We start from the raw sequence: 20,404 nt of genomic DNA on the forward strand, positions 1-20,404 counted from the left end.
CTTCTACCCGCGTAGTCGCATCCCTCCGAGACCTGCGCCACTAGGCTTGCTCGGTGAGCACGAAGTCCGCCGGCACCCTGTACACGATCGCCGCGTATCTGCTGTGGGGCGTCTTCCCACTGTACTTCATCCTGCTGGCGCCGACGGGCGCGTTCGAGGTCGTCGCCTGGCGTCTGCTGCTGACCCTGGTCTTCTGCCTGCTGCTGCTGGTCGCCACCCGGGGCTGGCAGAGGGTGACCGAGATCTGGCGCCGACCCAGGCTCCTCGCGCTGACCGCGCTCGCCGGCATCCTGATCTACGCGAACTGGCAGGTGTTCGTGTTCGCGACGATGAACGAGCAGGTCGTCGAGACGAGCCTGGGCTACTTCATCAATCCGATCTTCACGGTGCTCCTGGGCGTGCTGGTGCTGCACGAGCGCATCCGCACCGCTCAGTGGGTGGCGATCGGCATCGCCGCCGTCGCGGTGGGCGTGATCATCGTCGCCTACGGCTCCTTCCCCTGGATCGCCCTGTCGCTGACAGCCTCGTTCGGGTTGTACGGGCTGGTGAAGAAGAAGATCGGCCCGGCGGTGGATGCCGTCAGCGGGCTCACGCTCGAATCGTTCTGGATGATCCCCGTCGGGGTGGTGATCCTCATCGTCGTGGCCGCGAACGGGGGTATCACGATGGGAACCGTCAGCCCGGTGCACACGGTGCTGCTCTGCTGCGCGGGCATCGCGACCGCCGTGCCGTTGCTGCTCTTCGCCGCCGGTACGCGCAGGGTGGATCTGAGCCTGGTCGGGATGATCCAGTTCATCACGCCGATCATGCAGTTCCTGCTCGGCTGGGCGGTGCTCGGCGAGCCGATGCCGACGGAGCGCTGGATCGGCTTCATCCTCGTGTGGGTCGCGATCGGGGTCTTCCTCGGTGACATCCTGCTGCACAAGGGCCGCGCGCGCCGCGACGCGCCGCCACCGCTGGTCTGAGCGGCCGAGCACGGGGGAGCGCCGCGATCGGATCGTTAAGGGACCGATACCCGCGCGGCATCCGGGCGCGCATCCGAGCCAATAGGGTAAGAGACACCCGAAGGTGGGAATCCACGTTCAGTTACGCAAGGGAGCAACATGGACGCTATGAAGGGCTCGCGACCCGCGAGAATCTTCGCAGGGATCGCGCTGGTCAGCGCGACCGCACTGGTCATCGCCGGCTGTGCCGGAACACCGGCCGCCGAGGAGCCGACCACGGGCGGCGACAAGCCGGCCGCAGTCGACCTGACGCTGAAGCTGGGATCGCTGCTTCCGGTCACCGGTCAGCTGGCGTTCCTCGGGGCGCCGATGGAAGCCGGCGTGCAGCTCGCCGTCTCGCAGATCAACGAGGCCGATGCCGGCGTCACGGTCGACCTGAGCCAGGCCGACGAGGGCGACCTCGACAACAAGGCCTATGAGACCTCGGTCGCCAAGCTGCAGAGCTCGGGCATCACCGCCATGGTGGGCGCCGCGTCCTCCAGCGTCTCGAAGCTCATCCTCGACGGCAACGTCGGCGCGGGCATCGTGACCGTCTCGCCCTCGAACACGTCGGCCGACTTCACCGGCATCGACCCGATGTACTTCCGCACCGCGCCGAGCGACAACCTCCAGGGCGAGGTGCTCGGCAACCAGATCGCGGAGGACGGCAACACGACTCTCGGCATCATCTACCAGAACGACCCGTACGGCACCGGTCTGGCCGAGGCCATCAAGAACACGTTCGAAGGCGCCGGCGGCAAGGTCGTCGCCGAGCAGTCCTACAACCAGGGCGACGGTCAGTTCAACGCCCAGGTGCAGGCCGTCGCCGCCGCGAAGCCCGACGCCGTCGCCATCGTCTCGTACGAGCAGTTCAAGACGATCGCACCCCTGCTCGGCAACGCCGGAGTCGACACGGGCAAGCTGTACATGGTCGACGGCAACCTGTCCAACTACGAGAAGGACAACCTGCCGATCAAGCTCGAGGGCTCGAAGGGCACCCGAGCCGGTGCCGAGCTCCCGACCGACTTCCTGGACCAGCTGAACGAGGTCTGGACGAAGGCCGGCAACGACAAGATCAACGACGTCACCTACTCGGCCGAGGCCTACGACGCCGTGATGCTGATCGCCCTGTCCGCGCTCAAGGCCCAGTCCGTCGAGGGCAAGGACATCGCCGGCGCGATGCGCGAGATCTCCGGCGGCGACGGTGACGGCACCAAGTGCACCACGTTCGCCGAGTGCGCCAAGATCATCAACGACGGCGGCACCGCCGACTACGACGGTCTGTCCGGCGAGATCACGTTCGACGAGAACAACGACCCCAAGGGCGCCGCCATCGGCGTCTACGAGTACGGCGCAGACAACAACAACACCCGCATCAAGTAAGCCGCGGAAGAAGAAGGGCTCCGGATGCCTCGGCATCCGGAGCCCTTCTTCTGCGTCCTGCGCGCCGCCTCAACGGCGGTCGGGGACGGATGCGGTCAGGCGGCGTCCTCCTGGCCGAGCGTGCCGAGGTACAGGCCGATCACCTTCGGGTCCTCCAGCAGCGCGCGACCGGTGCCCTCGTAAGCGTCCCTGCCCTGGTCGAGCACGTAGCCGCGGTCGCAGATCTGCAGGCAGCGGCGGGCGTTCTGCTCGACCATGATGGTCGTGACGCCGGCCTTGTTGATGTCGGAGACGCGGATGAACGCGTCATCCTGACGCACCGGCGACAGCCCCGCGGACGGCTCGTCGAGCAGAAGCACCGAGGGATCCATCATCAGCGCCCGCGACATCGCCACCATCTGGCGCTCGCCGCCGGACAGCGAGCCGGCGCGCTGCTTGAGCCGCGTGCCGAGCTCGGCGAAGATGCCGGTGACGAACTCCAGCCGTTCGTTGTAGATCTTCGGGTTCTGGTACAGGCCCATCTGCAGGTTCTCGGCGATCGTCAGCGACGGGAAGACGTTGTTCGTCTGCGGCACGAACCCGACCCCCTTGGCGACCAGCTTGTCGGCCTTGAGGCCGACGATGCTCGAGCCGTCGACGGTGATGTCGCCGTCGCGGACCTGCACCATACCGAAGATCGCCTTGAGCAGGGTCGACTTGCCGGCGCCATTCGGGCCGATGATGCCGACGAGTTCGCCCTTGCGCGCGATCAGGTTGGCGCCGTTGAGGATGTTCACTCCGGGCAAGTAGCCGGCGTGGACGTTCGTGAGCTGGACGACGACGTCGCGGTCGTCCGCGACGGCGGTCTCGCCGACGTGCTCGGGGCCGGTCGGGGCGTCGGTCATGACTTCTCCTCCTCCTCGAGCTCGGCCTCGGCGGCCGACTCGATCTTCTCGCGCACCCGGATGGCCTCGGTCTGAGACACGACGCCGATGCGGCCGGTGACCTCCCCGAGGTCCACGTCCTGGTGTGCGCCGAGGTACGCGTCGACGACCGCCTGATCCTCCATGACGGTGTCGGGCGGGCCTTCGGCGACCACCCGGCCCTCCGCCATGACGACCACCCAGTCGGCGATGTGACGCACCATGTGCATGTCGTGCTCGACGAACAGCACGGTCATGCCGCGATCCTTCAGGCCGAGGATGTGATCCAGCAGCGACTGCGTGAGAGCAGGATTGACGCCGGCCATCGGCTCGTCGAGCATGACCAGATTCGGATCGCTCATCAGCGCGCGCGCCATCTCGAGGAGCTTGCGCTGCCCGCCGGAGAGCGCGGCCGCGAAGTCCTTCTCCTTGGCGTCGAGTTTGAACAGCTTCAGCAGCTCGCGCGCCTTCTTCTCGATCTCCGCCTCCTGCCTGCGCCACAGCGCGGGGATCAGGCTGGCCCAGAACCTCTCGCCGGGCTGATCGGGGGAGCCGAGCTTCATGTTCTCGAGAACCGTCAGCAGAGACAGCGCCTTGGTCAGCTGGAAGGTGCGCACCTGGCCCATCCTGGCGACCTTGAACGCCGGGATGCCGGCGAGGTTCTTGCCGTCGTACACCCAGGTGCCGCTGTTGGGCTTGTCGAAGCCGCACAGCAGGTTGAACAGGGTGGTCTTGCCCGCGCCGTTCGGCCCGATCAGCGCGGTGATCGCGCCGCGAGGGATCTCGAGGTGCTCGACGTTGACCGCGGCCAGTCCGCCGAAGTGACGCTCCACCCCGTCCACGACGAGGATCGGGTCGACCTTGGCGACACCGGGGGCTCCCGGGCCCTTGGCGAGCCCGGTCGTCTTCTGACGGCGGATGCTGCCCGTCTGGGTTGTCGTCGGCCCTTCGACAGGCTCAGGGGCCGACTGGTTCTCACTTGACAAAGGTCATCTCCCTCTTGTCTCCGAGGATGCCCTGCGGGCGGTAGATCACGATCAGCATGAGCACCACGCCGGCGAGGATCCACCGGACGATCTCAGCCTGGGAGGCCGTCATGGGCAGGTAGCCTGCGCCGGCCATCTGGGGGAGCAGGTTGCCGAGGAAGGCGAACAGCACCCAGAACAGCACCGCGCCGAGCGTCGGACCGAACACGGTGGCTGCGCCGCCGAGCAGCAGCACGGTCCACAGGAAGAACGTCAACGACGTGGAATAGCTGCCGGGCACCACGGCAGAGGGCAGCACGAACACGATGCCGCCGGCGGCTCCCATCACGCCGCCGATCACGAGCGCCTGCATCTTGTAGGCGAACACGTTCTTGCCGAGTGAGCGCACGGCATCCTCGTCCTCGCGGATGCCCTTGAGCACGCGCCCCCACGGGCTGCGCATGAGCGCCCACACGAGCAGGATCGACGCGGCGAGCAGGATGAGGCCGAACACGAGGTTCCACAGCTCGGTCGCGCTGAACGTCCAGGGCCCGAAGCCGTAGGAGCCCTCGGGGAACGGGTTGGCCGAACGGAAGCTGCCGTGGTACCCGGTGCGTCCGCCGGCGGCACCCGTGACGTCCTCGAACAGCCGCGTGAGGAACAGCAGGCGCACCACCTCGGCCACCGCGATGGTCGCGATGGCGAGGTAATCGGCACGCAGGCGCAGGGTGGGGATGCCGAGCAGCAGGGCGAGCACCGCGCCGCTGCCCAGGCCGATGAGCATCGCCAGCCACCAGGGGGCGCCGAAGACGAGCACCGGGATCGCATAGCCGTAGGCACCGACGGCCATGAAGGCCGCCATGCCGAAGTTGAGCAGACCGGCGTACCCGAAGTGCACGGCCAAGCCCGTCGCCGCCAGCGCATACGCGATGGTGACGGGGCTGAGGAAGTAGGCGGCGGTGTTGCCGAAGATCGATCCGAAGTCCATGCGTCAGCCCAGCCTTTCCCTGCGACCGAGCAGGCCTTGCGGCCTGACCAGCAGGATGACGATCAGTGCGACCAGCGCCGTCGCGTACTTGAGATCGGAGGGCACGCCCAGCAGGGTCGAGACCTCCACGGCGATGCCGACGATGATCGAGCCGATCAGGGCTCCTATCGCGGAGCCGAGGCCGCCGAGCGTGATCGCGCAGAAGATCAGCAGCAGCATCTGCATGCCCATGTCCCACTTGACGCCCGGGCGGAAGTAGGCCCAGAGGATGCCGGAGAGCGAGGCGAGCGCCCCGGAGAGGATCCACACGATGCGCACGACCCGGTCGACGTCGATGCCGGACGCGGCCGCGAGCTGCGGGTTGTCCGAGATCGCGCGGGTCGCCTTGCCGATGCGCGTGCGGGTGAGGAAGTAGGCCATCCCGAGGATCGCGACGAGGCTGATGGCCATGCCGATCAGATCGATGTACGACAGGGTGATCGGGCCGAAGTGCATGGGTGCCGGGCTCGCACCCGGAAGCTGGTGCGTGTCGCCGGCGATCATGTACTGCAGCACGTACCGCAGGGCCAGAGAGAGGCCGATGCTGACGATCAGCAGCTGCACGATGCCGAGACCCCGGTGGCGCAGCGGCCGCCAGAGGCCGGCATCCATCGCCCACCCGAGCACGCCGCCGCCGATGATCGCGGCGATCAGACCCGCCCACAGCGGAAGCTGCCAGAACGAGGTGAACAGCACGACGACGACACCGCCCCAGGTGACCATCTCGCCGTGCGCGAAGTTGGACAGCCGCGTCGTGCCGTAGATCAGCGCCGCGCCCATCGCGGCCAGGCCCAGGAGGAGGCCGAAGTTGATCCCGCCCACCGTGCTGGAGATGAGCTGGTCGGCGAACGACACCGTGATCCGCTCGCCCTGCCCGAGGAACAGGTTGATGATCTTCGTGCCGGTCAGGCCGAACTCGGCCTCGAAGGAGCCGCTGGTGCCGTCGACGGCCTCCACGCCCTCCGGGAGCTTGGTCGCGTCCACGATGACGCCGTCCGGGAGGGTGTCCTCGTCGATGGCGAGGGTGTACTTCTCCTTCTCCGGAACGTAGAGGCGCCACTTGCCGTCGGCATCCGTCTCCGTCTTCGCGTCGAAGCCATGACCATCGACGGAGACGGTGACGCCATCGATCGGCGTCCCCTCGAAGGTGATGTTCCCTGCGAAGTAGAACGGGGTGATCTCCTGGCCGTCATCGGTGGTATCGGCCTGTGCTGCGCCGGCGGGTATGCCGAGCACCAGGAACGCAGCCAAAAGCGCCGCCAGCAACGCGATCAGCCCGTTTTTGGGGCGCCGAAGCGTCATCGTTCTGAGTCCCACGCATCCTCCACATCGAGTGCCCTCGAACGGACTTCGGGTCGCCGTTCGGTCATGGACGTCGCACTGAGCGTATCCCGTCGACGGCCCGGTTCGCATCAACCGTGTCCGGATCGCGACGTGACCGGCGTGCTCGCATCCGTCACTCACGGAATACCCGCAGGCGCGCCGCGCTTAGAATCGGTATACGGAGGACGCCGCTCCCGTCCCGGCTGCAGTCGTCCACGCGCATCTCGTCACTCGATCGCGCCCCGGCGCAGAGGAGCAAGTTTCATGTCGCAGCACGACCCCTTCGGTTTCGTCGGACTCACCTACGATGACGTGCTGCTGCTGCCGGGCCATACGGACGTCATCCCCAGCGATGCGGACACCTCCTCGCGGATCACCCGCCGCATCTCGGTCGCGACCCCGCTGCTCTCCAGCGCCATGGACACCGTCACCGAGGCGCGCATGGCGATCGCCATGGCCCGCGAGGGCGGCATCGGCATCCTGCATCGCAACCTCTCCATCGCGGACCAGGCCGCCGATGTGGACCGCGTCAAGCGCAGCGAGTCGGGCATGATCACCGACCCGATCACCACCACCGCCGACGCCACCGTCGAAGAGGTCGACAACCTGTGCGCCCGCTACCGCATCTCCGGGCTGCCCGTCGTCGACGGCGACGGACGTCTGGTGGGCATCATCACCAACCGCGACATGCGCTTCGTCTCGGGCTTCGAGCGTCAGACCACGCTGGTGAAGGACGTGATGACCAGCGAGAACCTCGTCACGGCGAAGGTGGGCGTGGCGGCCGGAGAGGTCATCGCCCTGTTCGCGAAGCACCGCGTGGAGAAGCTCCCGCTGATCGACGACGACGGCAAGCTCGCCGGCCTCATCACCATCAAGGACTTCGACAAGAGCGAGAAGTATCCCCTCGCCACCAAGGACGACCAGGGGCGGCTGCGCGTGGGCGCGGCGATCGGCTTCTTCGGCGACGCCTGGGAGCGCGCCGAGGCGCTGCGCGACGCGGGGGTGGACGTGCTCGTCGTCGACACCGCCAACGGGCAGTCCCAGGGCGTGATCGACCTCGTCAAGCGGCTCAAGGCCGACCCCAGCTTCGAGAACATCGACATCATCGGGGGCAATGTGGCCACCCGGGAGGGTGCGCAGGCGCTGGTGGATGCCGGCGTGGACGCCGTCAAGGTCGGCGTCGGCCCCGGGTCGATCTGCACCACGCGCATCGTGGCCGGGGTCGGCGTGCCTCAGGTGACCGCGGTGTACGAGGCCTCGTTGGCCGCGGCTCCTGCCGGCATCCCGGTGATCGCCGACGGTGGACTGCAGTACTCGGGCGACATCGCCAAGGCACTGGTGGCGGGAGCGGATGCGGTCATGCTCGGCTCCCTGCTGGCCGGGACCGACGAGTCGCCGGGTGAGATCGTCTTCCAGTCGGGCAAGCAGTTCAAGCTGTACCGCGGTATGGGATCCCTGGGCGCGATGCAGACCCGCGGCAAGCAGACCTCCTACTCGAAGGACCGCTACTTCCAGGCGGACGTGCCCAGCGACGACAAGCTGATTCCCGAGGGCATCGAGGGCCAGGTCCCGTACCGCGGCCCGGTGTCGGCGGTCGCCTACCAGCTGGTCGGTGGGCTGCGTCAGTCGATGTTCTACGTCGGCGCGCGCACCATCGACGAGCTCAAGTCGCGCGGCAGGTTCGTGCGCATCACCTCCGCCGGGCTGAAGGAGTCGCACCCGCACGACGTGCAGATCGTCGTCGAGGCGCCCAACTACAAGAAGTGAGTCGGCCCCCCGGGTCTTCCGCGCGTCCCATGGCCGGCGTACTGTGCTGGCATGTGCCGAAGCATCCACACTCTGCATAACTTCGAGCCGGCGGCGACCACCGACGAGGTGAACGCGGCGGCGCTGCAGTACGTGCGCAAGATCGCCGGGACCACCAGGCCGTCGAAAGCCAACCAGGAGGTCTTCGACGGGGCCGTCGCCGAGATCGCACATGCCACGCAGCATCTGCTCGACGATCTGGTGACGGTGCGTCCGCCGAAGAACCGTGAGGAGGAAGCGGCCAAGGGGCGCGCCCGCGCGGTGGCATCCGGCCGGTACGCGGCCTGACTGTTTCGCTCCGTGACGGGGTGTTGCGGTGCATGACCACGCGGGATGCGAGGCCGGCGCTCGCCCGGTTACCGTCGCCGCATGACTCTTCTCGACGATCAGACCATCGCCCTCGCTCCCGTCACCGCAGACGAGCGCGCGCAGCGCCTCGCCGACGCGGGCTCGGTGTGGAGCGAGCGCATCGCACGCGACGCGACCAATGCGCAGCTCACCTACCGCGTGACCGGGCGTGGAGTCGGCTCGGTCGGCACGGAGATCCGTGCCGGCAAGCACACCTTCCTCGTCGACGAGCCGGCGGCCCTCGCGGGCGACGACGCGGCGGCGAGCCCCGTCGAGTACGCGCTCGGTGCGCTGATCTCCTGTCAGGTGGTCGTCTTCCGCCTGTACGCGCAGGCTCTGGGTCTGACGATCGACGAGATCGAGGTGAGCGCCGAGGGCGACCTGGACGTGCGCAAGCTCTTCGGCATCGACGAGTCCGGTCGCGCCGGATTCCAGGACGTGCGGGTGAAGGTGGACATCACCGGACCGGACAGCGCTGAGGAGTACGAGAAGCTGCGCGCCGTCGTCGAGGAGCACTGCCCCGTGCTCGACCTGTTCGCGAACACCGTCCCGGTCACGGGCGCGCTCGCCTGACGACATCCGCTGCCGGGGCTGGTCGGGCGCGACTCGCGCGGTCGGCGCCGGTGACGCGGTGACGTGCTCCCGCGCACGGGCGTGGCGGCTGCCGATCCGGGCGGCCGCCCACCGCTAGAGTGAGCGGCATGGCTTCAGGGTCGAATTCACTGACGCGCGGGCAGATCTCCCGGTATGCGATCGGCTCGCTCGGCACGGGGGGTTTCGCCACGCTGCCGGGGCTCGTCCTCGTCTACTACCTCACCGACTCGCTCGGCGTCACCGCGCTCGCCGCCGGAGCGATCGTGACGGCCGCGAAGGTCTGGGACGTGCTGATCGACCCCGTCATCGGCGGGATCAGCGATCGTGCCTTGGCGCATTCCGGCACCCGGCGCGGACTGATGCGTCTGGGCGCCATCGGACTTCCGATCGCGTTCGTGCTGACCTTCGCCGTGCCGTCCGGATTCGATCCGCTGCCGGCAGCGCTGTGGGTGCTGGTCGCGTTCATGGCCGCGGCGACCTGCTTCAGCCTGTTCCAGGTGCCCTACATCGCGCTGCCCGCCGAGCTCACCGACGATTACCGCGAGCGCACCCGCCTGCTCAGCTGGCGCGTTGTCGTGCTGACCATCGCCATTCTGCTCTTCGGCGCCGGCGGCCCCGAACTGCGCGCGTTGTTCCCCGACGATCAGCTGCTCGGCTACCTGGTGATGGCCGTCGTCGCGGCGGTCGTCCTCGGCGTCGCGATGCTGCTCTCGTCATCCGTGGCGCAGACCCGTCCGCTGCTGCCCGTGCGCCCGGTGGCCACCATCGGTGAGCACTACCGTGACGGCGTCACCGTGCTGCGCGAGAGCCAGCCGTTCCGCGCCCTGCTCGGCACCTTCGTGCTGCAGGGACTGGCGACGGGCATGATGCTGGCTGCCGCGCAGTACGTCGCCCGCTGGGTGCTGGACGACGAGACCGCCGTCACTCAGCTGTTCGTCGCGCTCATCGCGCCGGCGGTGCTGATGGCCCCGGTGTGGAAGCTCGTCGCCGATCGGATCGGCAAGGAGCGCGCCTTCCGCCTGGCGAGTGCCGTCTTCCTGCTGGCGACGCTCGTGCTCTCGCTGATGGTGTGGCTGCCGGGCTGGTGGATCGTCGCCCCGGTGGCGCTGGCCGGCGCCGCGTATGCCGGTATGCAGACCCTGCCGATGGCCATGCTGCCCGACGTGATCGCCTACGACCGCTCGGCCGCCGCCGGGCAGAACCGCTCGGGGATCTTCGGCGGCGTGTGGACGGCCGGGGAGACGACCGGAATGGCACTCGGCGGCACGGTCCTCGCGATCGTGCTGGCCGTGACCGGCTACCTGGAGACGACCGTCGGCGTGGAGGTCGTGCAACCGGCATCCGCGGTCTCCGGCATCGCGGTGGCGTTCAGCATCCTGCCCGCGGCGCTGATGATGCTGAGCATGATCACTCTCGCCCGCTATCGTCTGCGCGAACGCGACATCGTGGGCACATCGGCATGACACGCGCCGGCACGAACGAGATCCTCGATCGCCTGCGGGCGCTGCGCGCAGGCGACGCGCCGACGCACGGCGGACGGGTGCTGTCGTACGTGTACGACTCCGGGCTCGGAGAGATCGACGAGCTCGCCGACGCGGCCGCGCGCCTCGCGCGACCGCTGAACGGACTGGACCCGACCGTGTTCCCGTCGATCGCGGCGATGGAGCGCGACCTGATCGGATTCACCCGACGGATGCTGCACGGAGGCCGTTCGGTGGTGGGGTCGGTCACCAGCGGAGGCACCGAGAGCTGCCTGCTCGCCGTGAAGACCGCACGGGACCTGTGGCGTCAGGCGCACCCGGAGGGCGGGCGGCCTCGCCTGCTCACGGCCACGAGCGTGCACGCCGCGTTCCAGAAGGCCGCGCAGCTGTTCGACCTCGACTGGGACGCCGTGCCCTGCCGTGCGGACGGCTCACTGCGGGCCGAAGACCTCGTCGCACGGATGGGCGACGACGTCGCGCTGGTCGTCGTGTCGGCACCCGCGTATCCCAGTGGGCTCCTCGATCCGATCGCCGACGTCGCCGCGGCGGCCGCAGCCCGAGGGATCCCGTGCCACGTCGACTCCTGCTTCGGCGGCTTCGTTCTGCCGTGGTGGCCGGGACTGCCGGCGTGGGACTTCCGGGTGCACGGGGTGACCAGCATCTCGGCGGACCTGCACAAGTTCGGCTATGCGCCCAAGGGCGTGTCGGTGCTGCTGCACGGCGGTCCGCACGCCCGCCGCCGGCAGCGCGCGCAGTTCTTCGCCACCTCGCGGTGGGCCGGCTATCCCGTCGTCAACCCGACCCTGCTGGGCTCTCGATCCGCATCACCGCCGGCCGCCGCGTGGGCCATCACCCAGCACCTGGGCGAGCGGGGCTACGCCGAGCTCGCCGCCTCGATCCGGCGCGTGGCCGTCGCCGTGCGGACGGCCGTGGACGGCATCACCGGTCTCGCCGTGATGGGCGACCCCGTGGGGCCGGCGATCGCCCTCGTCGCGGACACCGCAGTCGCGCCGAGCGAGCAGGTCGACCCGCACCGGCTCGCCGATGCCCTGATGGCGCACGGCTGGAGGATCCAGCATCAGCCCGGTCTCACGCAGAGCGACGGCGTGCGGATCCCGCACAGCGCCCATCTCACGCTCACCCCGGTGCTCGAGCACGGCGTCGCAGAGTTCACCGACGCATTGCGCTCGGCAGCCGATTCGGTGCGCGGCGAGCCGCAGGCGGACGCGCGGATGCTGCTGGCCGGCATGCGTGCGCTGGGGTACGGCGAGAACGGACGAGTGCCCGGGCCGACGGCCGCGTGGCGACTGCTGCGCCTGGCCGGCGCCGGGAAGGTGTCGGCGCAGCAGCCGATGGCACGGCTGATGGCGCTGATCGAACGACTGCCGCATCCGGTCGCCGAGGCGCTGCTGACCGAGCTGCTGGCTCGGATGTCCGACCCGCGCTGACGCGCCCGATCAGAGCCTCCTCCTGTGAGCGGTGTCACCCAGCGCAGGAGATTCGGCGGATACCGGACGTTCTCGTGAGGACCGTCCTGTTCTCACCGATTGTCCTGTCCGCGGTGCACGCTAACCGGTGCGACGGTGCGGGATCATCGACGCCTCGCCAGGTGCAGCCCCTGCGCGATGGCATTGAGAATGGTCTCCCGTACGTACTCCTGGTCGAACGTGACCTGTTGGTAGTCGAAGCGCAGCACCGTGTACCCCAGGAGGGTCAGCCGGGCGTCCTGGCGCAGATCCTTGCGACGAGCCTTCGGGACACTGTGGAACTCGAAGCCGTCCACCTGCACGACCAGGCGCTCGCCGATCAGCGCATCGACCGGATGGCTGTCGATCAGCACCTGCTGACGCACCGCCACACCGCAACTGCGCATAATCGCCAGGAAGCGCGTCTCCAGTATGGAGTCCGACTGCACGGCGACGCGCTCCAAGATGCCGGTCACAGTTGTGCTGCGCCATTCGGTGCGCCGTAGCTGGGGGAGCGTCACGAGGTCCTTGCGCAATGCGTTCTCCCAGATGGTCACGGCATCCGTCGGCTCGAGGCACCTCGCCACTTGGAAGAGCACGTTCAGCACCGGCTCGTCGACCGCGAACCGTCCGACGGGCAACGGACCGGTTCCCCAGTGCAATTTGCGGCCGGGGCCGGCGACTCTCGATGCGGTGGGAGGGACGGACAGATGGATGCTGCCGACATCCTCGGTCCACAGGCGCAGGCGCATCGCGGCTGTGACACAGGTCACCCGACCGCTGACCTCGGCAGCGGCCCGTCGATCTGAAGTGCACTGCGGCGTCAGCAGCCAGGAGCGTCGTACCCGCTCGAGCAGGCCGGCGTCCACCGCCCGCCGGATCAGGTGCGGCGAGTAGCCCGCCGCGCGCAGGTCACGGCTGTGCGCGATGCCGCCGTGCTCGTGCATCCACGTCATCAGAGGAGGTCGCATGCGTTCCAGGATGCTGCTGCCGCGGTCCGCGCGGAGTCCGGTCTTCCACCGTCTGTGGGCAACTCGACGCTCCGCAGGGATGTGCAGGGGGATTGGCATTCGGCGGTGCCGGAGAATCGGCGAGGACAGGACGATCTCGGCGGAACCGTCCTGCGTTGGGCGGATCTCCTGTCTCCGGGAGGTGCGGGGTGCAGCGCGGCCCGTGCGCGGGCGCGCGCCTAGCGACCGCGACGGCGACGGGTAGGCTGGACGGGTGAGCATGGACATCGAGATCGGCCGAGGCAAGCGCGCGCGTCGCGCGTACACGTTCGACGACATCGCGGTGGTCCCATCGCGGCGAACTCGCAATCCCGAGGACGTGTCCACGGCCTGGTCGATCGACGCCTATTCGTTCGACATCCCGGTCCTCGGCGCGCCGATGGATTCCGTCGTCAGCCCGCAGACGGCGATCATGCTCGGTCAGCTCGGCGGGCTCGGCGTGCTCGACCTCGAAGGGCTGTGGACCCGGTACGAGGACCCGCAGCCGCTGCTCGACGAGATCGCCGCGCTGCCTGCGGATCGCGCGACTGCCCGCATGCAGCAGCTGTATGCCGAGCCGATCCGTCCCGACCTCATCAAGCAGCGCCTCGCCGAGATCCGCGAGGCGGGGGTGACCGTCGCCGGCTCGCTCACGCCGCAGCGGACACAGGAGCTGTACGAGACCGTCGTCGAGGCCGGAGTCGACCTGTTCGTCATCCGCGGCACGACCGTCTCGGCCGAGCACGTCTCCAGCGTCGCCGAGCCCCTCAACCTGAAGAAGTTCATCTACGACCTCGACGTGCCCGTCATCGTCGGAGGCGCCTCTACGTACACCGCCGCACTGCACCTCATGCGCACGGGCGCGGCGGGCGTGCTGGTCGGTTTCGGCGGGGGAGCGGCCTCCACGACCCGCGCCACCCTCGGCATCCACGCGCCGATGGCCACGGCCGTCTCCGATGTCGCCGCCGCGCGCCGCGACTACCTCGACGAGTCCGGCGGACGCTATGTGCACGTCATCGCCGACGGCGGCGTGGGCACCTCCGGCGACATGGTCAAGGCGCTTGCCATGGGAGCGGATGCCGTGATGCTCGGCGTCGCGCTGGCCAGAGCGACGGACGCCCCCGGTCAGGGCTTCCACTGGGGCGCCGAGGCGCACCACCTGCAGCTGCCGCGCGGACGTCGCGTCGCCGTGCAGGGCGTCGCGAACCTCGAGGAGATCCTGTACGGGCCCGCGCCGGTGGCGGACGGCACGGCGAACCTCATCGGCGCGCTGCGCAAGTCGATGGCCACCACCGGCTACTCCGACCTCAAGGAGTTCCAGCGGGTCGAGGTCGTACTCGCGCCCTACGAGCTGGGATGACGCGCAGCGAGCCGCTCGCAGCGCAGGAGTTCCCGCCGACCCTGCGCGAGGTCATGCTGCGCAGGCGATGGATCGGCGTCCTCGCCCTCTGCCTGGTCGTGGCAGGCGTGTTCGCGTGGCTCGGCCAGTGGCAGCTGGCGAGTGCGATCGACACCGATCCGCCGCCGCCCGGGATGACCGAGAAGGTGCGCCCGCTCGCCGACGTGATCGAGCCGGGACAGTATCTCGACGAATCCCTCGGCGGACAGCGGGTGCGCACGCGGGGCACCTGGGTGCCGGGCGACTTCATCGTCGTCTCGCAGCGCTCCAACGACGGCGACGAGGGCTACTGGGTGACAGGACAGCTCCGCATCGCCGAGCGCACCTCGATCGCGGTGGCGCTGGGCTGGGCGTCGACGCGCGAGCAGGCGGATGCCGCCATCGCGGCGCTCGATGCCGCAGGTGCCGCGGAGGCGGACATCACCGGTCGGATCATCGACGACGAGGGCGCGGTGGTGCCGTCCGGAGCGGATCCGTGGGAGCTGGAGCGGATGTCGCCCGCAGCACTGCTGAGCCGCTGGCACGACATCGATCAGCTCGACGTGTACCGTCCGTACCTGGCATCCGTCACCGCGCCGGCCGGCCTCGTGGACATCAGTTCGCCGGCGCCTCGCGAGTCCTCACCGATCAACTGGCTGAACATCTTCTACGCGGCGGAGTGGGCCGTCTTCGCCGGCTTCTCCTTCTACCTCTGGTATCGCCTCGGTAAGGACGCCTGGGAGCGGGAGGTCGAGGAGTTCGACGACGCCGCGCGCGACGACCCGGAACCCGCGGATGCCACGGCCGCGGCATCTCCGGACGACGAGACTGACCGATAGTCCAACGTCCGGATGGACGTTGGGAACGTCCGGGTGGACATCCGGTCAATGCTCGGTGAATGCCCTTGCCGACGTCGGAGGGCGGTCTTATCGTCAACCCATGTGCGATGCGCGCATGTCCCCGGACGGGTTCACGAGATCCGTCCTCGCATGACCCGAGGAGACAGCAGTGAAGATGTCCGCCCCCGGCGACGAGAACCAGAACACTTCCGTCGCAGACCATCCCAGAGGTCGGGGGCGCGTCTGCGCTCTCGCCATGACGTCCGTGTTCGCACTCGGGTTCGGCTCGCTCGTCGCGGCGCCCGCATCGGCGAGCGTGGACGGCACCGGAATCGTCATCAACGAGGCCTACCTGTCCGGTGGCAGCGCCGGTGCCGCGTTCACGAACAAGTTCGTCGAACTGCACAACCCGACCGATGCCGCCGTCTCGCTGGACGGGACGTCGCTGCAGTACCGCTCGGCGACCGGGACCGGCGGGGCGTCGGGCACCATCGCGCTGACCGGCTCGATCCCGGCGGGCGGATACTTCCTCGTGCAGGGCGGGCAGAACGGCACCACGCCGGCGGGCGCCGCGCTCCCCACCGCGGACGCCATGTCCGGCAGTCTGAACTTCTCCGGATCCTCGGGCACGATCGCGCTGGTGAAGACCGGCACGGCGATCCCCGTCGGCGACACCGCCGGTACCACCGGCATCGTCGACGTGCTCGGCTACGGCACCTCCAACACCTTCGAAGGGTCCGCCGCGACCGCGCCGTCCGGCAACACCGACGTCAAGTCGCTGAACCGCACCGGCGGCGGGGACACCGATGTCAACAGCGCGGACTTCACCCTCTCGGCATCCATCACCCCGACCAACTCGAAGGGCGAGACCGAGGCGACAGACCCGGGCACCGACCCCGGCACGGATCCGCAGCCGGGGACCAAGGCCTCGATCGCCGAGGTGCAGGGCACCGGAGGCGCCTCGCCCATGGTCGGCCAGACCGTCACGGTCGAGGGCGTCATCACCGCCGACTACCGCATCGGCGGCTACGACGGCATCGTCATCCAGACGGCGGGATCCGGCGGCGCTGACGACGCCACGCCGGGAGCCTCCGACGGCATCTTCGTGTTCCTGAACGGCAAGACCGTCCCCGGCAGCATCGGCGACCTGGTCTCCGTCAACGGCGCGGTGGGCGAGTACTTCGGGCAGACGCAGATCACCCCCGGCTCCGCATCCGACGTGGCCGTGGTGACCGCCGGCGTGGGCGCCCCGGCCCCCACCCCACTTCCGACCAGCGTCGTCGGCGCCGACCGCGAGCAGTACGAGAACATGCTCGTCGCGCCCACCGGTGACTACCTCGTGGCCTCCAGCCACCAGCTGTACAACTTCGGGACGCTCTGGCTCAACCCCGACGAGCTGAACGTGAAGAGCACCGAACTGAAGCGGCCGGGCGCAGAGGCGGATGCCATCGCCGCTGCCAACCGTGCCGACCGGATCCTTCTCGACGACGGCTACAACGCCCAGATCGGCAAGGCCGGCCACACCGGGGATCAGCCATACTTCACCAAAGACGAGGTCGTCCGCAACGGCGACGCCGTCGACTTCGGCGACCAGAGCTTCGTGCTGCAGTACGGCTTCGACGACTGGCGCCTGCAGCCGGTGACCCCCCTCGACAGCACCTCACCGGACGAGCGCAAGGTCTCGTTCACGACGAACAACCCGCGACCGGAGGTCCCCTCGGTCGGCGGCGACGTGCAGATCGCGTCGTTCAACGTGTACAACTACTTCACGACGCTGAGCTCGGACAACCCCGACGCGCGCGGCGCGAAGGATGCCGCGCAGTTCGCGATCCAGAAGTCGAAGATCGTCGCGGCGATCAACGGCACGGGCGCCGAGATCGTCTCGCTGATGGAGATCGAGAACTCGATCAAGCTCGGCGATCCCGTCGACACCGCGCTCGCCGACCTCGTCGACGGACTCAACGCCGCAGCCGGATCCGACGTCTGGGCGTTCGTCCCGACGCCTGCCGCGCTGAACGACGCGGCCACCACCGACTTCATCACCAGCGCGATCATCTACAAGAAGGCGGCGGTGACGCCGAAGGGCGACAGCGCGACCATCACCGATGAGAGCGTCTGGGGCAACGCCCGGGAGCCGATCGCCCAGGTGTTCGACATCGACGGCCGCACCGTGACCGTCGTCGCCAACCACTTCAAGTCCAAGTCCGGTTCGGGCACCGAACCCGCCGACGGTCAGGGCTTCTTCAACGCCGACCGCGTGAAGCAGGCGCAGTCGCTGCTGGCCTTCACCGAAGAGCTGAAGGCCGAGAGCGGCAGTGAGGACATGCTGCTGATCGGCGACTTCAACGCGTACGGGCACGAGGACCCGATCGACGTGTTCACCTCGCAGGGCTGGCTCGACACGGTCCCGTCCCGGGCGAAGGGGCAGTACACGTACACGTTCGACGGCGAGCTCGGCTCGCTGGACCACGTGATCGCGTCGCCCTCCTTGGCGGCATCGGTCACCGGCGCCGGCGTGTGGACGATCAACTCGCCCGAGTGGAGCGACCGTGGTTACGCGTTCGGCGCCACCGAGTCCGGCACCCCGTTCCGCTCCAGCGACCACGACCCGATCGTCGTCGGGGTCTCGGCCACCGCGCCGCCGGTCAGCATCGACATCGCCACGATCAACGACTTCCACGGTCGCATCGAGGCGGACGGCGCCGCAGCCGGTGCCGCCGTGCTCGCCGGCGCCGTGCAGTCGGTGCGCGACGCGAACCCGAACACGATCTTCGCCGCAGCCGGCGACCTGATCGGCGCGTCGACGTTCACCTCGTTCATCAACGACGACAACCCCACCATCGATGCCCTCAACGCCGCCGGACTCGATGTGAGCGCCGCGGGCAACCACGAGTTCGACAAGGGGTGGGCCGATCTGCGCGATCGCGTGCAGGACCGCGCGGACTGGGAGTACATCTCCTCGAATGTCTTCCTCACCGAGACGGGCGAGCCCGCACTCGCGCCGGCCTGGGTAAAGGAGGTCGACGGCGTGCGCGTCGGATTCGTCGGAGCGGTCACCGAGGACCTGGGCAGTCTGGTCTCGCCCGACGGCATCAAGGGCCTCGAGGTGCGCAGCATCGTCGACTCGGTGAACGCCGTGGCCGACGACCTGCGCGACGGCGATGCGTCCAATGGTGAAGCCGACGTGGTCATCCTGCTCGTGCACGAGGGCGCGACGACCGTCACCGTCGACAGCATCACGCCCGACTCCCCGCTGGGCGAGATCGTGTACGGCGTGGACGGCGATGTCGATGCGATCGTCTCGGCCCACACCCACCTCGCGTACAACCACGTCATCGACGGCCGCCCGGTCGTCTCGGCGGGACAGTACGGCGAGAACATGGGCGTGATGAACCTGCAGGTCGATCCGCAGACGAAGGACCTGATCTCGATCAGCAACGAGATCAAGCCCCTCGCCCACGAGGAGACCGGTGCGGACGGCAAGAAGTTCTGGGTGCCCAACTACCCGGCCGTGCCCGAGGTGCAGTCGATCGTCGACGACGCCAAGAAGAGCGCCGATGTGCTCGGCGCCGTCAAGGTGGGCGACATCACGGCGGACTTCAACCGGGCCCGTCAGAGCGACGGTACGACCGAGAACCGCGGTGGCGAGTCCACCATCGGCAACTTCGTCGCCGATGTGCAGCAGTGGTCCACCGGCGCGGAGATCGCACTGATGAACCCGGGCGGCCTCCGCGCCAACCTGTCGTACGCCGCAGGCGGCGAGGGCGATCCCGACGGCAACGTGACCTACCGCGAGGCGGCGACGGTTCAGCCGTTCGCCAACACCCTGGTCACGTTGAACCTCACGGGAGCACAGCTGAAGGGCGTCCTCGAGGAGCAGTGGCAGCCGGCCGATGCCTCGCGTCCGTTCCTCAAGCTCGGCGTCTCGAAGGGCCTGGTGTACACCTACGACCCGACCGCCGCGCAGGGAGAGCGCATCACGTCCATGACGCTGGACGGGGTCGCCATCGACCCGGAGCAGTCCTACCTGGTCGCGGCGAACTCGTTCCTCGCCGCCGGCGGAGACAACTTCTTCACCTTCGCCGACGGCACCGACAAGAAGGACACCGGAAAGGTGGACCTGCAGTCCATGGTCGACTGGTTCACGGCCAACGGCACCGCGACCCCCGACCTCGCGCAGCGCGCGGTCGGCGTGGTGCTCAGCCCCGCTGATGCCGACGGCTACAGCGCCGGCGATCAGGTCACCGTCGATCTGTCCTCGTTGGCGTTCAGCGCCGGTGAGACCGCACCGGGCGAGGTGACGCTCTCGCTGGGCGGCACGACGCTGGCATCGGGCGCGGTGGACCCCGCGGTCGTCGACACGACCGACGAGGCCGGACGCGCGAGCCTGACGTTCACGGTTCCCGAGGGCGTGACCGGCGAGCAGAGGCTCACCGTCTCGGTCGCCGGAACCGGGACGACAGCGCAGGTGCCGTTCACCATCGCCGGTGACGACCAGCAGCCGGGCGACTTCGCGGGGACCATCGAACTGGACTCGTCGAAGGTGGCAGCGGGCAAGGCACTCACGATCAGGGGAGAGGGATACCAGCCCGGTGAGACCGTGACCGTCGAGTTGCAGCCGAAGAAGGGCGCGCCGCTCGAGCTCGGGACCGTGCTCGTCGGCGACGACGGGTCGTTCACGACGACGGTGACGGTGCCCAAGGCCACGCAGCCCGGCAAGTACACTCTGTCGGTCGCTCAGGCGGACGGCGATGCGGCGACGGCCACCGTCCACGTCAACCGCAAGGGCGGTATCGCCGGACTGATCGAGGACCTCGTCGACTGGATCATCGGTCTGATCGGGCGATGGTTCTGATCCTCTGACGACAGCGGCCGGGGCCGCCGGGTGTGATCCCGGCGGCCCCGCCACGTCCAGAGGCG

At 68.8% G+C, this 20,404-nt stretch carries 15 protein-coding genes; 10 read left to right on the forward strand and 5 right to left on the reverse strand.

What is annotated here, in order from left to right:
* Positions 1 to 53: 53 nt before the first annotated feature.
* Together rarD and ACFQY2_RS06920 are read left to right on the forward strand one after the other, a co-directional pair.
* Positions 54 to 965 carry an EamA family transporter RarD gene (rarD, locus tag ACFQY2_RS06915; protein ID WP_378744934.1) on the forward strand — a complete coding sequence of 304 codons (912 nt, stop codon included), beginning with the start codon at positions 54 to 56 and terminating at the stop codon, positions 963 to 965.
* Positions 966 to 1,103: 138 nt separating this feature from the next.
* Positions 1,104 to 2,366 (forward strand): ABC transporter substrate-binding protein, encoded by a 1,263-nt coding sequence (locus tag ACFQY2_RS06920; protein ID WP_378744935.1) that lies wholly within the window; start codon positions 1,104 to 1,106, stop codon positions 2,364 to 2,366.
* A 95-nt stretch (positions 2,367 to 2,461) separates the two neighbouring features.
* Here ACFQY2_RS06920 and ACFQY2_RS06925 read toward each other — a convergent pair whose 3' ends face one another.
* Genes ACFQY2_RS06925 through ACFQY2_RS06940 form a run of 4 tightly spaced genes read right to left on the reverse strand, consistent with a single transcriptional unit; the run spans position 2,462 to position 6,562 of the window.
* Positions 2,462 to 3,250: an ABC transporter ATP-binding protein gene (locus ACFQY2_RS06925; RefSeq protein ID WP_378744936.1), complete on the reverse strand. Its 789-nt coding sequence runs from the start codon at positions 3,248 to 3,250 to the stop codon at positions 2,462 to 2,464.
* On the reverse strand, positions 3,247 to 4,188 hold the full coding sequence (locus ACFQY2_RS06930) for an ABC transporter ATP-binding protein (protein ID WP_378745046.1): 942 nt from the start codon (positions 4,186 to 4,188) through the stop codon (positions 3,247 to 3,249). Before ACFQY2_RS06930 ends, ACFQY2_RS06925 begins: the two co-directional genes overlap by 4 nt.
* Positions 4,189 to 4,243: 55 nt before the next feature.
* A complete protein-coding gene (locus ACFQY2_RS06935) occupies positions 4,244 to 5,221 on the reverse strand; it encodes a branched-chain amino acid ABC transporter permease (protein ID WP_378744937.1) in 978 nt (325 codons plus the stop codon).
* A gap of 3 nt (positions 5,222 to 5,224) precedes the next feature.
* Positions 5,225 to 6,562 carry a branched-chain amino acid ABC transporter permease gene (locus ACFQY2_RS06940; RefSeq protein ID WP_378745047.1) on the reverse strand — a complete coding sequence of 446 codons (1,338 nt, stop codon included), beginning with the start codon at positions 6,560 to 6,562 and terminating at the stop codon, positions 5,225 to 5,227.
* A 285-nt stretch (positions 6,563 to 6,847) separates the two neighbouring features.
* Here ACFQY2_RS06940 and guaB point away from each other — a divergent pair, with 285 nt between their 5' ends.
* The 5 genes from guaB (at position 6,848) to ACFQY2_RS06965 (ending at position 12,260) form a co-directional block, all read left to right on the forward strand.
* Positions 6,848 to 8,350: an IMP dehydrogenase gene (gene guaB / locus ACFQY2_RS06945; RefSeq protein WP_378744938.1), complete on the forward strand. Its 1,503-nt coding sequence runs from the start codon at positions 6,848 to 6,850 to the stop codon at positions 8,348 to 8,350.
* 51 nt (positions 8,351 to 8,401) lie between these two features.
* Positions 8,402 to 8,677, forward strand: a complete 276-nt coding sequence (locus ACFQY2_RS06950) for a DUF2277 domain-containing protein (RefSeq protein ID WP_378744939.1) — start codon at positions 8,402 to 8,404, stop codon at positions 8,675 to 8,677.
* Between the two features lie 81 nt (positions 8,678 to 8,758).
* A complete protein-coding gene (locus tag ACFQY2_RS06955; RefSeq protein WP_378744940.1) occupies positions 8,759 to 9,310 on the forward strand; it encodes an OsmC family protein in 552 nt (183 codons plus the stop codon).
* A gap of 128 nt (positions 9,311 to 9,438) precedes the next feature.
* A complete protein-coding gene (locus ACFQY2_RS06960; RefSeq protein ID WP_378744941.1) occupies positions 9,439 to 10,794 on the forward strand; it encodes an MFS transporter in 1,356 nt (451 codons plus the stop codon).
* A complete protein-coding gene (locus ACFQY2_RS06965; RefSeq protein ID WP_378744942.1) occupies positions 10,791 to 12,260 on the forward strand; it encodes a pyridoxal phosphate-dependent decarboxylase family protein in 1,470 nt (489 codons plus the stop codon). Before ACFQY2_RS06960 ends, ACFQY2_RS06965 begins: the two co-directional genes overlap by 4 nt.
* 143 nt (positions 12,261 to 12,403) lie before the next feature.
* Here the strand turns inward: ACFQY2_RS06965 and ACFQY2_RS06970 are convergent, their stop codons facing one another.
* Positions 12,404 to 13,249, reverse strand: a complete 846-nt coding sequence (locus ACFQY2_RS06970) for a DUF559 domain-containing protein (RefSeq protein WP_378744943.1) — start codon at positions 13,247 to 13,249, stop codon at positions 12,404 to 12,406.
* Positions 13,250 to 13,508: 259 nt separating this feature from the next.
* Between ACFQY2_RS06970 and ACFQY2_RS06975 the strand changes: the two genes are divergently transcribed.
* The 3 genes from ACFQY2_RS06975 (at position 13,509) to ACFQY2_RS06985 (ending at position 20,339) form a co-directional block, all read left to right on the forward strand.
* Positions 13,509 to 14,627 (forward strand): GuaB3 family IMP dehydrogenase-related protein, encoded by a 1,119-nt coding sequence (locus ACFQY2_RS06975; RefSeq protein WP_378745048.1) that lies wholly within the window; start codon positions 13,509 to 13,511, stop codon positions 14,625 to 14,627.
* On the forward strand, positions 14,624 to 15,484 hold the full coding sequence (locus ACFQY2_RS06980) for an SURF1 family cytochrome oxidase biogenesis protein (protein WP_378744944.1): 861 nt from the start codon (positions 14,624 to 14,626) through the stop codon (positions 15,482 to 15,484). The genes ACFQY2_RS06975 and ACFQY2_RS06980 overlap by 4 nt, the downstream gene beginning before the upstream one ends.
* Positions 15,485 to 15,740: 256 nt before the next feature.
* Positions 15,741 to 20,339, forward strand: a complete 4,599-nt coding sequence (locus tag ACFQY2_RS06985; protein ID WP_378744945.1) for an ExeM/NucH family extracellular endonuclease — start codon at positions 15,741 to 15,743, stop codon at positions 20,337 to 20,339.
* The last annotated feature ends 65 nt before the right edge of the window (positions 20,340 to 20,404 follow it).

This window comes from Microbacterium sp. GCM10027623, assembly GCF_042666935.1.
GTDB lineage: Bacteria > Actinomycetota > Actinomycetes > Actinomycetales > Microbacteriaceae > Microbacterium.